The sequence below is a fragment of the Sorangium sp. So ce887 genome (genome assembly GCF_051521455.1).
Taxonomy (GTDB): Bacteria; Myxococcota_A; Polyangia; order Polyangiales; family Polyangiaceae; genus Sorangium.
In genome coordinates this window covers 3,054,534-3,067,148 of the sequence record NZ_CP150354.1, presented here as the reverse complement: position 1 = coordinate 3,067,148, position 12,615 = coordinate 3,054,534, and the positions used below count along the sequence as shown (strand labels likewise).

Below are 12,615 nucleotides of genomic sequence, written 5' to 3'. Positions count from 1 at the left end.
AAGCCGAACGCCAGCGTGTCGCCCAGATCCTGCATGAGAGAGCGGAGTCGACATGCGCCCCGACAATATCCTTGTCGACATGAGACATTCCACGTCAGGCTCACCGACCTCGGGATCGCTTCCCTCCTTCCCCGCGAGCACCAGTGTGCCGTGCACCCGAAGCGGCTCGAGGGGGTCGCTCGCATACATGTCGCCCGAGCAGACCGGCCGGATGAACCGGGCCGTCGATCACCGCACGGATCTGTACTCCCTCGGGGCGCAGAGCGCGAGCACGCGTCGAGCGTGCTCCCGCCCTTCACTCGATGAGGGAGGGCGCAGCCGGCGCGTCGTCGCCGGCCTCACGCCGGTCATGCGCGGCGCCCTGCTTGCGGAACGCGCCGGGCGGCACCCCGTGCTCGCGGTGGAAGGCGCGGTTGAAGGCGGACACCGAGGTGTAGCCCACCGCCTCGGCGATCTCGGTGAGCGGTCGATCGGTCTCGCGCACCCACCTCGCGGCCTCGTGCATGCGTGCCTGGGTCAGGTACGCGAGCGGGGAGAGACCCACCTCGGCCACGAAGCGGCGCGCCAGCGTGGGCCGCGAGGTCCCGAGCTTCGCCGCCAGCGTCGCGACGTCCCAGGGCGCGGCGAGGTCCTCGTGGAGGAGCGAGAGCGCCGCGGCGACGAGCGAATCGCGCAGCGCGCCCAGCCAGCCGGCGCCGCCGGCGGGCTGATCGTCGACCCAGGCGCGGAGGAGCTGCACGAAGAGCACGTCGAGGAGCCGCGACACCACCAGGGATTGGCCGAGATCCGCGCGATCGTGCTCGCGCGTCAGGCCGGCGATGGTCTCGGCGAGATCGGGCCTTCCGCGCGTCTTCTTCGCTGGGATGTGGACCAGCTCGGGCAGCACGCGCAGCGCCGGGTGGCGGGCGCCGGGGACGTCGAACGCGTACACCCCGCAGAGCACCTGCGTCTCCGCGCCCTGGCCGTCGCCGAGGCGCATGCGGTGGTCGACGGTCCCGCGCGCCGCGAGCCACGCCGCGAGCGGTATCCGCCGGCTCCGCGCGTGATCGGCGAGCGCGTGCGCGCTGCCGCGCGGCAGGAGCACCACGTCGCCCGGCCCGAGCGCGACCCGCTGCTCGCCGAGGAAGAGCCAGCATGTGCCGGCCGTGACCAGGTGGAAGACCGCGTCCGCGGACGCGTCGACGCAGAGCCCCCACGGCGCCCGCGCCGACGAGTGGCAGTAGATCCGGCCGCGCAGGTGCGTCAGCTCCAGCACCCTTCCCAGCACATCGTGCGCCGCGCCCTCGTTCATCGAACGCCACGTTAGCAGCCTTCTCCCGATCGATCGCGCCGTGAGCGCTTCAGACAAAACATCGAGAGCCGGAGCGATGGCTCGTGGCGGCGACAATCCCCAACTTCTCTCGCATCGAACGGCTCGCGCACCGCAAGGGTGGTGATGCCGTATCGGAGGAGGCGGATCGTGAAGCGTGAACCTTTGGAGCCATCGTTGTCCTGGAAGCCCACCTCGCCGTCGTTCATCCTCGGCGCGCTGGGCGGCGCGTTCATGCTGTTCCTCGCGGTGCGCGGCTTCGCCCAGCCGGTGGCGGCGGCTCAGGGCTTCGGCCTCCCGCTCCTCGACGTCGGAGACGCCGTCTTTCTCCACATCAAGGCGGGCCGCGATCTCGGGATCGGCCTCATGTTCGTGGGTCTGCTCGCGCTGCGGATGCGCACGGCGCTCGGCGTCGTCACCCTCGCCTCCAGCGTGATGCCGCTCGTCGACTGCCTGGTGACGAGCACGAGCGGTCGTTGCAGCATCCCCTACGCGCTGATGGTCCACGGCTCCGCGGTCGTCTACTGCGTGGTCGCCGCCGTGGTCATGCTGCGGACGCCGCGCCCCGTGCCAGAGCCCTAGCCGGAGGTCTTGTCGCCGCGGTAGTCGGTGGCCCCCGGGATGGCGGGCAACCAGGGCACGCGGTGCACGGTCCAGAGCTGGAAGGCGGGGGGCGGCAGGTCGCCGGGCCGGTCCATCGTGCCCAGGAAGATGTCGAGCTCCCGCGTCCCGTCACGGCGCCAGAACAGCGACGAGCCGCAGGTCGAGCAGAACTGGCGGACGGCGAAGCTGGACGACCGATAGGTCGCGGGTGAGCCGGAGAGCAGATCGAGCTGCTCATCAGCATAGGTGGCGAACGACGGCATGGGCGAGCCGGTCTGGCGCCGGCACTGGCTGCAGTAGCAAACATTGACGCTCGCCGGCGCGCCGCGCGCGCGGTAGCGGATCGCGCCGCACAGGCAGCCGCCGGTGTGGTGAGCCTCGGTCATGGACGTCGCCTCCTTGTCCCTGGATGTCGCGAGCGCCAGCCTGGTCCCTCCGGGCGCGCAGCGCAACCGCCGCACCGCCGCGGCGCGGCGTTGCGTCATCGGGAGGCCCGGAGCGGCCGGCAGAGCGCATAACCGAGGACGCAGCCGATGCCGTACAGCGCGAAGTCGCCGGGATCGAATCCGCCGTTCGCGCCGAGCAGGAGCCGCCCCGGGGTGGTGCTGCGCGCGGCCCACAGCCAGGGCAGCTCGCTCAGCTGCAGCAGCTCGATGACGCACGTCGCGGCGAGGACCGCGAGCGCCAGCCGGTGCGTGCGGGCGGAGATCCACACGAGCTGCGCCGCGGCGATCCACACGACCTCGTAGAGCGCCGCGCCGGCGCCGTTGCGCAGCCAGATCGGACCGCCGTGGAACCGGGCGATCAGGCCGACGGGGACGACCGCGACGATGAGGAGGGCCAGCGCGACGCGCTTGCGAGCAGCTTCCGGGCTGTGCGCCGTATCCTCCACGGCGCCCAGCATACACCCCTCCAGCCCGGGCCGCGGGGTCGTCGATACGGCACGTCGCGCTCGCCGAGGCGATACGCCACCTCACGCGCCGCCGCGCGCAGGCCGGAGCGCGAGCGGCGCGGTGCCGGTGAGCAGCCCCGCCGCGAGGGCGAGCACGCCGCCGAAGCCGACGCAGGCGCAGCCGAGCGCGCCCGTCAGGGCGGCGACGCCGCACGCCGAGGCCCAGGAGGCCCCGAGCCGGTCCGACCGGCGCAGCGCACGCGCGAGCACCACGCCGGCGACGACCCCACCCGCCAGGCAGGCAGGGACGCAGATGGAGGCGCACCCCGCCGGCGTGCAGAGGTGGCCGTAAGCGCGCGCCGCGTGCGCCATCGCGAAGGGCACGAGCCCCGCCGCGACCCCCGGGAGCACGCCCCGCCCGAGCTCCCGCCCCCGCCACGACAGCAGCGCCGCGGCGACGTAGAGCGCCGCGCCGAGGATCGCGGTGGTGAGCGGACGGTCGCTCATCAGCGAGGCGACGAGCGCCACGGCGATCGTCGGGGACGCCGCCCAGGCGGCCTGTCGCGCTCTCCCGCGCTCGTACGCACGATAGGCCCTCTCCTTCAGGCCGGCGAGCGCCTCAGGTTCCATAGATCCTCCTCCACGCCTCCCGGAGGCGGGCAAATGCGCGCTCGCGGCGCTTGCGGAACGCCGCGCCCGATACCGATGGATCGCGATCGCCCTCCAGCAGGGTCGCCCTCAGCGTCTCGCGATCCGCCTCGGCCAGCGTGCCGAGCACCTCGCGCGCCGCGTCGTCCAGATCCCGGGCGATCGCCGCGTCCTCCGGCGTGGGCAGGTCGGCCGCGACCGAGGGGATGAGCTCGTCCGGCGCCTCCCTCGACCGGGTCCGCCGCCGCCGCGCCGTGCGGCACTCCCACGCCGCGATGGCGAGCGCCCAGGTGAGCGCGTCCGCTTCAGGATCGAACGAGCTGGCGCGATCGAACACCTTGAGGAGCGCCTGCTGCGCCGCGTCCTCCGCGTCCGCTTCGCCGCCGCCGAGCATGCGGCGGCAGAACGCGCTGATCGCCGGCCAGAGGGCGGCATAGACAGGCTCGAACGCCGCGCGATCGCCGTCGGCGAGGCGTCTCATCGACGCGTTGAGCAGCGATCGCGCGCGCAGTTCCAACGGGCTGGGTCCTCAGCCGCAGGGGCAGTCCGGACACGGACAATCCGCGCACGGACAACCGCCGGCGAGCTGCGTGCCAGCATAGGCCAGCGACGGGATTCCGAGGACGGCCGCGAACAGGGTCACCTTGAGCCAACGACGCATGGGAGCTCTCCTTTTCTTCTCCGGCCGGCTGTCCTCACCGGCCTTCCTCGGCTCTAGGCGCGAGCGGGGGCGAGCGTGACACCCGCGCGATCGAAATCCCGGCGACCGGGATCCCGGCGACCGAACCCATGCACGCGCCGGCCGTTGCGGCCGTATCCCGCCCGGCATACGAGCGGTTGCGCTTGCGCTCCCTGGCTCGGCTCCCCCTCGCCGCCGGCATCGTCCTCGTCGTCGCTGGCGTCCTTTTCATCGCGAACGCCGCGCTCGGCTGGTTCGGGTTCGCCCTCGATCCGGATGTGGGACAGCTGCTCGGGGAGGCGCGGTGGGCCCAGGCGCCGGCGGGCCTCGCCCTGGTGCTCGGCGGCGGCCTGCTCGTCGCGCTGAGCCGGGCCGCGCTCGGCCCGGAGGCGGCGGAGCGCGCCGTGCGGGACTTCGAGGTCCGGGTCCATCAGGTGCGCGGCGTGCTGTCGCTCCTGCTCGGAGCGGCGGCGCTGCTCCTGGGAACGGGCCTCGCGGCGCGGACGGCGCACACAGGCGAGCTGGCCGTCGCGCTCCTCCTCGGGGCGCTGATGCTCGGCGGGAGCCTGCTCGCGCTCTGGCCGAAGGGCTCGCCGCTCCCGCCCTGGGTCGCCTGGCCCCTGGTGCTCGGGTTCGCGGGGGTCAACGCGAGCAGCGCGGCGCGCGCGGCGCTGGGGATCGCGCGGGCGGACGCCGGCTGGGAACCCCTGGGCTCGGGGCCCACGTGGGACTCGCCCCTCGTGCTCTTGACGAGGCGGGGGGCGCTCTTCGCCACGACCCAGGGCGAGGAGAAGAGCAGCCACGCGAGCCGCGACGGCGGCCGCTCCTGGGACAGCCTGCACCTGCCCGGCCATCCAGGGACGAGCCTGGTCGAGGACGCGGCCGGCGGGCGCATCTGGATGGCGCCGAGCGACGGGGACGCGCTCACGTTCTTCGACGAGGCCAGGCGAGGCTGGTACCAGGTCGCCTTGCCGAAGGAGGGCTTCCTCCGGGGCCTCGCCGTCGACGAACGGCAGGTGCTCGCGGCCTACCCCGACGGGCTCTACCGGAGCCCCCACGACAGCGACGGCTGGACCGCATCGCCGGAGATCGCGCGCTGCTCGGCGCTGGCCGCCTTCCGCGACCGCCGCCTCGTCGTGGGCTCGCGGTGGCTGGTCTCGGAGGACGGCGGCGAGCGCTGGCGCGAGCTCGACCGTCGCGGTGTCCCCGATTTCGCCGCGCGCGCGGCGCTCGGGCCGACGCGAGCGTACATCCTGGTGCACGGCGGACCGATGAGCGACGCATGGTTCGTGACCGTCGACGGCGAGCACACGCAGGTCGAGGCGGCGCCGTGCACGACGGGCTCGGCCGTGAGCGTGAACCCGGAGCGGGAGGAAGAGCTCGTGATCGGCTGCTCGGGAGAGGGCGTGCTGCACAGCACCGACGGCGGGAGGAGCTGGCGCTCGCTCGGCTTCTTCGGAGCACAGGTCGAGTCGCTCGCCGTCGACTACGAGCAGCGCTGGGTCTACGCCGGCGCCCACGCGCTCCTCGGCGCGAACGGCCTTTTCCGCCGGAGGCTCTGACTGGCAGATCATTCTGCCGGGCAGGCTCGGCGTGCTAGGGTGCCGTGCCTATGTCCGGCCGCTCGTGGTTCGCTGCCCTCGGCGTGCTCTGCCTCGGGTGCACGCCGTCGCGGCACGACGCCGGCTCGGGCGCCGACCCGGCCGGGAGCGCGGGCGTCGCGGTCGCAGAGCCCGAAAGCGGGCGCCCTGCAGGCCCCCCGGGCGCCGTCGCGCCGGCCGTCGCTCTCGATCCGCCGGAGGCTCCGGCCGCCGGGGCCCCGCCCACCGCTGCGGAGGCGGCGCCGGCGGGTCCCTCCCGCGTGTACTCGAAGAGCCGCGAGGTGTGGATCCGGTCCGCGCCGAGGCCGAAGGCCCAGTGGATCGGCTATCTCTCGATCGGCGGTTCGGTCCGCCTGAAGAGCCCCGAGCCCTTGCGCGGCGCCGGCGATTGCCCGGCGTTCTACGCCGTGGAGCCGCGCGGGTACGTCTGCGTCGACGGCGAGCGCGCCACCCTGGACGCGGCCGATCCCATGCTGAAGACGCTGCTCGCCCACGCCCCGCAGGTCGATCAGCCCTTGCCGTACCTCTACGGCGAGTCGCTCGGGCTCAAGCGCCTCTTGAACGTCGAGGGCATCGACGCGCCGGCGTGGCCCGCGGGGATCCACGATCTGCGGCACATCCAGGTCCGCCCGCGGTCGTCGGTCGCATGGACGAAGGAGGTCGAGGCCGGCGGGGCGACGTGGCTCTGGGCGTCGGATCTGACGTTCGTGCCGAAGGACAAGGTGAAGCCCTATGAGCCCGCCACCTTCGAGGGGGTCCACCTCGGCCCCGACGTGCGGCTCCCCCTCGCGTTCTTTCGCCGCAAGCCGCGCCCCAAGTACCGCCTCACCGAGGACAACCAGCTCGAGAAGACGGACGCCGTGTGGGAGCGCCTCGACCGCGTCGGGCTGACGGGCCAATCGAAGCGCGCCGGCAAGCTGACCTATCTCGAGACCCGCGACGACGGGCGCTGGGTGCTCGAGCGAGATGCGGTGGTCGTCAAGCCGCGGAAGTCGCGGAACCCGTGGGGACGCCGGATCCAGCTCGGCGGCGAGGCGCCCCCTCCCCCGGCCGAGGGGCCGAGGAACACGTGGATCGAGATCGCGGCGCTCGACGGCTGGCTCATCGCGTACGAGGACGACCGGCCCGTCTTCGCGACGCTCATCTCGGCCGGGCGCAACGGCGCTGACGAGCCGGAGAGGTCGGAGAGCCCCGAGCCGTTCGTGCCGCCCTCCACGACGCCGCTCGGCCAGTACCACATCAACCGCAAGTGGGTGACGAAGACGCTCATCACGCCCCACGTCAACGCGGACGACTGGATCGAGGCGGAAGTGCCGTGGAGCCAGCACTTCTTCAGCAAGTATCTCCTGCACGCGGCGTACTGGCACAACAACTGGGGAGATGGGCAGAGCGGCGGGTGCGTGAACCTCTCGCCGGTCGACGCGAAGTGGCTCTTCCACTGGACCGATCCCCCCGTGCCGGAGGGGTGGTACGCGGTCCAGGTCACGCGCAAGGACCCGTCGACGCGCCTCGTGATCCACCGCTGACCGCCGCGGCCCGAGCGTGGGTAACTCGCTCGCTCGCGCCTCGCGGGCGCCTCTACGGGCCGCTACTTCACCGGCGCGCTGGCCGCCTCGTGCTCCGCGGCCATGCGCCGCATGCAGAGCTTGAGGCCGGCGCGGAGGTTGCCCACGGTCGTGACCCCGGAGAGGTCGAGCCCGAGCGCGATCATCGTCTGGGCCACGTTCGACCGGATCCCGGTGATGATTCCCTCCGCGCCGAGGAGCCGGATGGCCTTGATCATCTCGATGAGGTATCCGGCGGTCCGCGTGTCGACCGCATCGACGCCGGTGAGGTCGAGGATCGCGAAGCGAGCGTCCTTGTTCACGATCGCCGAGAGCAAATTATCCATCACCTCGGAGATCCTCAGGCTGTCCACCACGCCCACCATGGGCAGAGTCAGCACCTTGTCCCAGACCTCGATGATGGGCGTCGAGAGATCGCGGATGACCTTCTGCTGCTTCTCGATGAGATCGAGCTTGCTCCGGAGCTCGTTCTCTCGCTGCGTCGCCTGGGTGGCGTCCAGGTTGATGCTGATCAGGCCATCGGGCTCCCCGCGCTCGTCGCGCACGGGGACGAACCATGTGTCCCAGACGGTGTCGAGCGCGTCGAGGACGCCGTGCGAGGCTCGCCCCGCGAGCCCCTGCCGGATCCCCTCCGAGCCCTCCGGGTGGTCCGCATAGAGCTCGAGCACGTTCGCGCCGAGGAGCTGCCCCGGCTTCACGCCGACTCGCTCCAACCCCTTGCCCTCCTGGAACGTGAAGGTGCCCACGCGGTCGTACTTGCAGACGCTGATCGGGAGATAGTCGAGGATGGCGCGGAGGAGCAGCTGCGCCTCCCGGAGCTTCGCCTCGAGCTCCTCCCGCGTCTCCGCCCCTGCCGTGGTCATTTTCTCTTCCCCCACCATGAGAGCTTTCTATCCCGCGCGCGCGCTGGCCGTCGAGCGTTTGTCGACCGTGGCCGGCGAGTTTCGTGACCCCACCGGGGGAAACATCGCACAGCTCGCTGAGCTCGCCTGCCCTTCTCACACGCGATGTCCGGTGAGAGAATCGAGGCATGGAGTCCCCCGTGCCGGCGCGCCTCCCGCGCCGCAGAGCCGGCGCTGCGGGGCGCGGGTTGACATGGTGTAATGTACACACTAAGCCTCGTGTAGAAGTTACACGGAGGTTCGGATGTCCGTCGCGTACGAGCACCCACGGCCGGCATTGACGGTGGATTGCGTCGTCTTCGGCCTCGATGAGGAGGATCTGAAGGTCCTGCTCATCCGGCGGGAGCTCGAGCCGTTCCGCGGCAGGTGGGCGCTCCCTGGCGGCTTCGTGCGCGTCGACGAGGCGCTGGACGACGCCGCGCGGCGGGAGCTCGCGGAGGAGACGGGGCTCTCGGGGGTGTTCCTGGAGCAGCTCTACACGTTCGGCGCGCTCGGGCGCGACCCGCGCGAGCGCGTCGTCTCGGTGGCGTACTGCGCGCTGGTCAAGCTCGGGGATCACCGGGTCAAGGCGGCGACCGACGCGCGCGAGGCCGCGTGGTTCTCGGTGGACGACACCCCGGCGCTCGCCTTCGATCACGAGGAGATCTTCTCGATGGCGCTGGAGAGGCTCAAGGGCAAGGTGCGGTATCGGCCCGTCGGGTTCGAGCTCTTGCCGCCGAAGTTCACGCTGTCGCAGCTCCAGCGGCTCTACGAGAAGATCCTCGATCGCCCGCTCGACAAGCGCAACTTCCGCAAGAAGGCGCTCGGCACCGGGCTGCTCGTGGAGCTCGACGAGGTCGAGCAGGACGTCGCCCACCGCGCGGCGCGGCTCTACCGGTTCGACAGGCGGAAGTACGAGCGGCTGGAGAAGGACGGGTTCAGCTTCGAGATCTGAGGCGGGGCGGGCGGCGCCCGGCGCGTCCATGTCGACCTTGCCAGGCGCGCTCTCGGCGCACCGGGCATTCTGCCTCTCGATCTGCTGGTGGACGATGCCCAGGCTACCCTGGACCGACCTCAGGTCAGCGAACAGACGCCCAGCAGAGCGTCGCCGCGAGCGTCCCCGCGGCGACCCCTGCTCCGATCAGAACAACATCGCGCAACCAGGGATGCATGGCTCAGGGCAGGAAGCGCGACCCGCTGTGCACGCTGAGCGACGTGCAGCTCCCCTGCGCGTTCCAGCTGAACGAGATGGCGGAGGAGTCGGATCGGGTTGCTTGTATGGCGTGTGGATAGCCGTCGGATGGCGAGGTTTAACGACCACAATGGGTTGCTTCAAGCGTTGAGCCCCTCTCGGGCGTCGCGGCCATCACCAACCAGGGCCGGGATCGTTCTACTCCGAATGAATAGAGTTCACATTGTGCAGCCCGCCGGAGAACAACGACATATGCCCACCTTCGCAAGGGTCAAAGATTCCCTCGATCGTCACAAGACTGCGATTACACCCGGCACCCGGCGTTCCGGCGGCGTCCCACCACAACGCCTTCATGGGCGGAACGAGGGCTCGCACGTCACAACGCGGCGCACGCTTGCCGCCAAGGGTTGGCTTCTTTGTGCTCACATCGCTGATATAAAGACCGTGATCTTCAAATTCGTTCATCAAGAAGGCGCGAAGCCGTACACGTCGCCCAGCAAATCTCTCGGGATCAGCAAGTACTTGGTCAAGGTCTGTGGCGACGGCGGTCGGATCCGGCGTTCCGAACGAGCACTCTGGGCTCGGCGACTTGGATGCGACACGATTTGGATCCGCTCCACAACCAGCAACCGCAATGGCAAGTAACACCGGGATCGCAGTCACATGACGAGACATCACGGCACTCCGTAGCCAGAGCTTGGAGGGGATTACCACGGCTTATGGTCGCCCCTGTATATGCCGATACGTCCGTGAGGCGTCGCCAAAAACGACGTGTATTCGCGATACCCAAAACTCGATGAGCCCAGAACACCAATCATGTTGAAACCCGGAGAATTTTCACAGGGAGGCGAGGAGGCGGGGAGGAAAAAAAAAAAAAGAGAATCTTTCCCTCTCGCCGTCTCTCACTCCCCGCCTCCTCGCCTCCCTGTGAAATTCCTGTTTTTTGGGGTTTCAACCCGTTTGTCGCTCTAGAGGGGATTCGTAACGATCGCCGGGATCCATCCCATTTGGATCGATCCGATTCACCGGATCCCCGCCGACATACGCATACAGGTTCGTATCCCCACCCACGAACCCAATTGGATCCTTATTCAACCACCTTCCCGCCTCCGGATCGTAGTCCCGGACCCCGAAGCGCACAAGCTCATGGAAGGGATCTCCACGCGGCGTCGGCCGGCACGGGGGAGCTCATCGCGGCTTCGACCGCGGTCAACGCGGCGCCCCTTCGATCAGCCCAGGGACACGCACCATCGAGCGATCGTGGAGCCCGCCGAGCAGCGGCAGCGCGACCATCGCGCCGATCAGCGCGAGGACCATGTCCCACTGCGCGTCCCAGATGTCGCCTTGCGAGCCGAGGAAGGCCTGCCCCACGTCGGACGCGACGAGCAGCGTGACCCACCACTCGAGGAGCTCCCAGAAAGCGGCGATCGCGAGGACCACCGAGAGGATGAGGAAGGTCAGCCAGCCGCCGCGGCGGAGCGGCGTCCGCCGAAGGAGCACCTCGCGGATCGTGAGCGCGGGGAAGAAGCCGAGCGCGATATGGCCGACGCGATCGTAATGGTTGCGACTCAGATGAAAGGCCTCTTTGGCCCAGCTGCCGAGCGGGGTGAGCGCGTAGGTGTAATAGCCGCCGTAGATCAGGATCAGCATGTGGAGGAAGACACCCCAATAGACGATGTGGGACATCGGGAAGCGCCGGTAGACGCCGATCAGGACGGCGACGCCGGCGAGGCCGGGGCCCACCTCGAGCATCCAGCTCGTGCGTCCGGCCGCGGGGCTCCACACGGTGGCGATACTGATGATCGTCAGGACGGCGAGCAGGATGAGCGGGAGCTTCGCGTGCTCCGCCGTCGTACGGGGCGCGTCGGAGCTCGGCTCGGGCTTCGAGAGATCGGTCGTGGTGGTCATGCGCTCTCCTGGTTGCGGTTCATTACCCCTCCCGTCGATCGGTCAGCCTCGCGGCGCCGCGACGCGCCCACCGTACCGTCCCTGCGGCGATCGTGACCAGCGCCGTGACGCCGACGAGGAGGAGCCCCGCAGGCTGGCGGTGGGTGAAGGCAGCCCCTTCGGTGAAGGCAGCCCCTTCAACGCGTGCCAGCGCGCGGTGCCCAGGCGCTGCGCCTCGCGCATTCCGCCCCCCCAGGGTTGACAAGGTGTACAGCGAACACTAAGCTTAGTGTATAGATAACACGAACAGTCGGATGCTCGCCGCGTTCAGGCCCCCAGGGCCGGCGCCGATGGCGGAGCTCTGACGCCGGGAGCGCCGCGCGTGTGGCGCTCTGACGGGCCGATGTCCGGCCGCAGCGCCCCCTCGCCGGGCGCAGAAGGGATGTCCATGTCTCGCGAGGTCGCTTTCTTGACGGACGTGGGAGGAGGTTCGCCGTTCGAGATCGCCGGCGGCACCGTGACCGGGACCGACCACCTCGCGGTGGGGCGGCCCAACCAGGACGCCTACGCCTTCCGGGCCGAGGGCGGCTGTCTTGCCGCGGTGGTCTGCGACGGCTGCGGCAGCGGCGCGCGCAGCGAGGTGGGCGCGGCGCTCGGGGCCCGGCTCGTGACCGAGCAGGTGCTCGGCGCGCTCCGGCGGGGCGCCGACGTCGCGTCGCCGGACACCTGGGAAGAGGTGCGGCTCGGGACCCTCGCGCCGCTCCGGGCCATCGCCGGCGGCATGGGCGGGAGCCTCGCCGAGGTCGTGTCGACCTACTTCCTCTTCACCGCTGTCGGCCTCGCGATCTCCGGGGACACGGCGTGCGCGTTCTCCCTCGGCGACGGCCTGATCGCCCTCGGCGACGAGCTCCTGCGGCTCGGCCCCTTCCCGAGGAACGAGCCCCCGTACCTCGCGTACGGCCTGCTCGATCGCCCGCCGGGCGGCGAGGCGCCGCGCTTCACCGTGCACCGCGCCTTCCCGTCGAGCGCCCTCCGGACTGCCCTGCTCGGCACCGACGGCGCGCTCGATCTCCTGGAGTCGTCGTCCCGTCAGCTCCCGGGCGGCGGCGGCGAGGTCGGCCCGCTCTCCAGGTTCTGGGAGGACGACCGCACCTTCGGCAACCCGGACGCGGTGAGGAGGCGGCTCGCGCTCATCAACCGCACGGTGACGCGGCCTGTGTGGAAGGAAGAGCGGCTGGAGCGCGAGGGCGGGCTGCTGCGCGACGACACGACCCTGATCGTCGTGCGAAGGGCGCAAAGCGCGCGCGCCTGAGGCGCCGCCCTGCGCGGCGTCACGACGGGGGATAGCGCGGGGCTTC

15 protein-coding genes and 1 pseudogene are annotated in these 12,615 nt (G+C 70.7%); 6 read left to right on the top strand and 10 right to left on the bottom strand.

Annotation, left to right across the window (positions count from 1 at the left end):
* Positions 1–49: 49 nt before the first annotated feature.
* Positions 50–259: pseudogene (locus WMF36_RS11710) on the top strand (protein kinase domain-containing protein); the annotation flags it as partial.
* Between the two features lie 36 nt (positions 260–295).
* Here the strand turns inward: WMF36_RS11710 and WMF36_RS11705 are convergent.
* Complete coding sequence (locus WMF36_RS11705; protein WP_437579683.1) at positions 296–1,291, bottom strand: cupin domain-containing protein; 996 nt, start codon at positions 1,289–1,291, stop codon at positions 296–298.
* 195 nt (positions 1,292–1,486) lie between these two features.
* Between WMF36_RS11705 and WMF36_RS11700 the strand changes: the two genes are divergently transcribed.
* Positions 1,487–1,891, top strand: coding sequence for a DUF4267 domain-containing protein (locus WMF36_RS11700; RefSeq protein WP_437579682.1), 405 nt, complete (start codon positions 1,487–1,489; stop codon positions 1,889–1,891).
* Here WMF36_RS11700 and WMF36_RS11695 read toward each other — a convergent pair.
* The 5 genes from WMF36_RS11695 to WMF36_RS11675 form a co-directional block, all read right to left on the bottom strand.
* The gene (locus tag WMF36_RS11695; protein ID WP_437579681.1) at positions 1,888–2,298 is read right to left on the bottom strand and encodes a GFA family protein; all 411 of its coding nucleotides are present in this window, start codon (positions 2,296–2,298) and stop codon (positions 1,888–1,890) included. The two genes, WMF36_RS11700 and WMF36_RS11695, sit on opposite strands and share 4 nt — an antisense overlap.
* 95 nt (positions 2,299–2,393) lie before the next feature.
* Entirely contained in the window at positions 2,394–2,804 is a 411-nt protein-coding gene (locus tag WMF36_RS11690) for a DUF2809 domain-containing protein (RefSeq protein ID WP_437579680.1), read from the bottom strand.
* A gap of 81 nt (positions 2,805–2,885) precedes the next feature.
* Positions 2,886–3,434, bottom strand: a complete 549-nt coding sequence (locus WMF36_RS11685) for a hypothetical protein (RefSeq protein ID WP_437579679.1) — start codon at positions 3,432–3,434, stop codon at positions 2,886–2,888.
* Positions 3,424–3,933, bottom strand: coding sequence for an RNA polymerase sigma factor (locus WMF36_RS11680; protein ID WP_437579678.1), 510 nt, complete (start codon positions 3,931–3,933; stop codon positions 3,424–3,426). Before WMF36_RS11680 ends, WMF36_RS11685 begins: the two co-directional genes overlap by 11 nt.
* 48 nt (positions 3,934–3,981) lie before the next feature.
* Positions 3,982–4,113, bottom strand: coding sequence for a hypothetical protein (locus WMF36_RS11675; protein WP_437579677.1), 132 nt, complete (start codon positions 4,111–4,113; stop codon positions 3,982–3,984).
* A 182-nt stretch (positions 4,114–4,295) separates the two neighbouring features.
* Between WMF36_RS11675 and WMF36_RS11670 the strand changes: the two genes are divergently transcribed.
* Complete coding sequence (locus WMF36_RS11670) at positions 4,296–5,693, top strand: WD40/YVTN/BNR-like repeat-containing protein (protein WP_437579676.1); 1,398 nt, start codon at positions 4,296–4,298, stop codon at positions 5,691–5,693.
* Positions 5,694–5,743: 50 nt separating this feature from the next.
* Positions 5,744–7,258, top strand: a complete 1,515-nt coding sequence (locus WMF36_RS11665; protein ID WP_437579675.1) for a L,D-transpeptidase — start codon at positions 5,744–5,746, stop codon at positions 7,256–7,258.
* A 62-nt stretch (positions 7,259–7,320) separates the two neighbouring features.
* On the opposite strand, the gene WMF36_RS11660 is transcribed toward WMF36_RS11665, so the two are convergent.
* Positions 7,321–8,160, bottom strand: coding sequence for an STAS domain-containing protein (locus WMF36_RS11660; RefSeq protein WP_437579674.1), 840 nt, complete (start codon positions 8,158–8,160; stop codon positions 7,321–7,323).
* A gap of 283 nt (positions 8,161–8,443) precedes the next feature.
* Between WMF36_RS11660 and WMF36_RS11655 the strand changes: the two genes are divergently transcribed.
* Positions 8,444–9,133 (top strand): NUDIX hydrolase, encoded by a 690-nt coding sequence (locus tag WMF36_RS11655; RefSeq protein WP_437579673.1) that lies wholly within the window; start codon positions 8,444–8,446, stop codon positions 9,131–9,133.
* A 435-nt stretch (positions 9,134–9,568) separates the two neighbouring features.
* Here the strand turns inward: WMF36_RS11655 and WMF36_RS11650 are convergent, their stop codons facing one another.
* The 3 genes from WMF36_RS11650 to WMF36_RS11640 form a co-directional block, all read right to left on the bottom strand.
* Positions 9,569–10,045, bottom strand: coding sequence for a hypothetical protein (locus tag WMF36_RS11650; protein ID WP_437579672.1), 477 nt, complete (start codon positions 10,043–10,045; stop codon positions 9,569–9,571).
* A 276-nt stretch (positions 10,046–10,321) separates the two neighbouring features.
* Positions 10,322–10,510, bottom strand: coding sequence for an RHS repeat-associated core domain-containing protein (locus tag WMF36_RS11645; protein ID WP_437579671.1), 189 nt, complete (start codon positions 10,508–10,510; stop codon positions 10,322–10,324).
* A 69-nt stretch (positions 10,511–10,579) separates the two neighbouring features.
* Positions 10,580–11,278: a DUF2238 domain-containing protein gene (locus WMF36_RS11640; RefSeq protein WP_437579670.1), complete on the bottom strand. Its 699-nt coding sequence runs from the start codon at positions 11,276–11,278 to the stop codon at positions 10,580–10,582.
* Between the two features lie 427 nt (positions 11,279–11,705).
* Here WMF36_RS11640 and WMF36_RS11635 point away from each other — a divergent pair, with 427 nt between their 5' ends.
* Positions 11,706–12,569: a protein phosphatase 2C domain-containing protein gene (locus tag WMF36_RS11635; protein WP_437579669.1), complete on the top strand. Its 864-nt coding sequence runs from the start codon at positions 11,706–11,708 to the stop codon at positions 12,567–12,569.
* Positions 12,570–12,615: the final 46 nt, after the last annotated feature.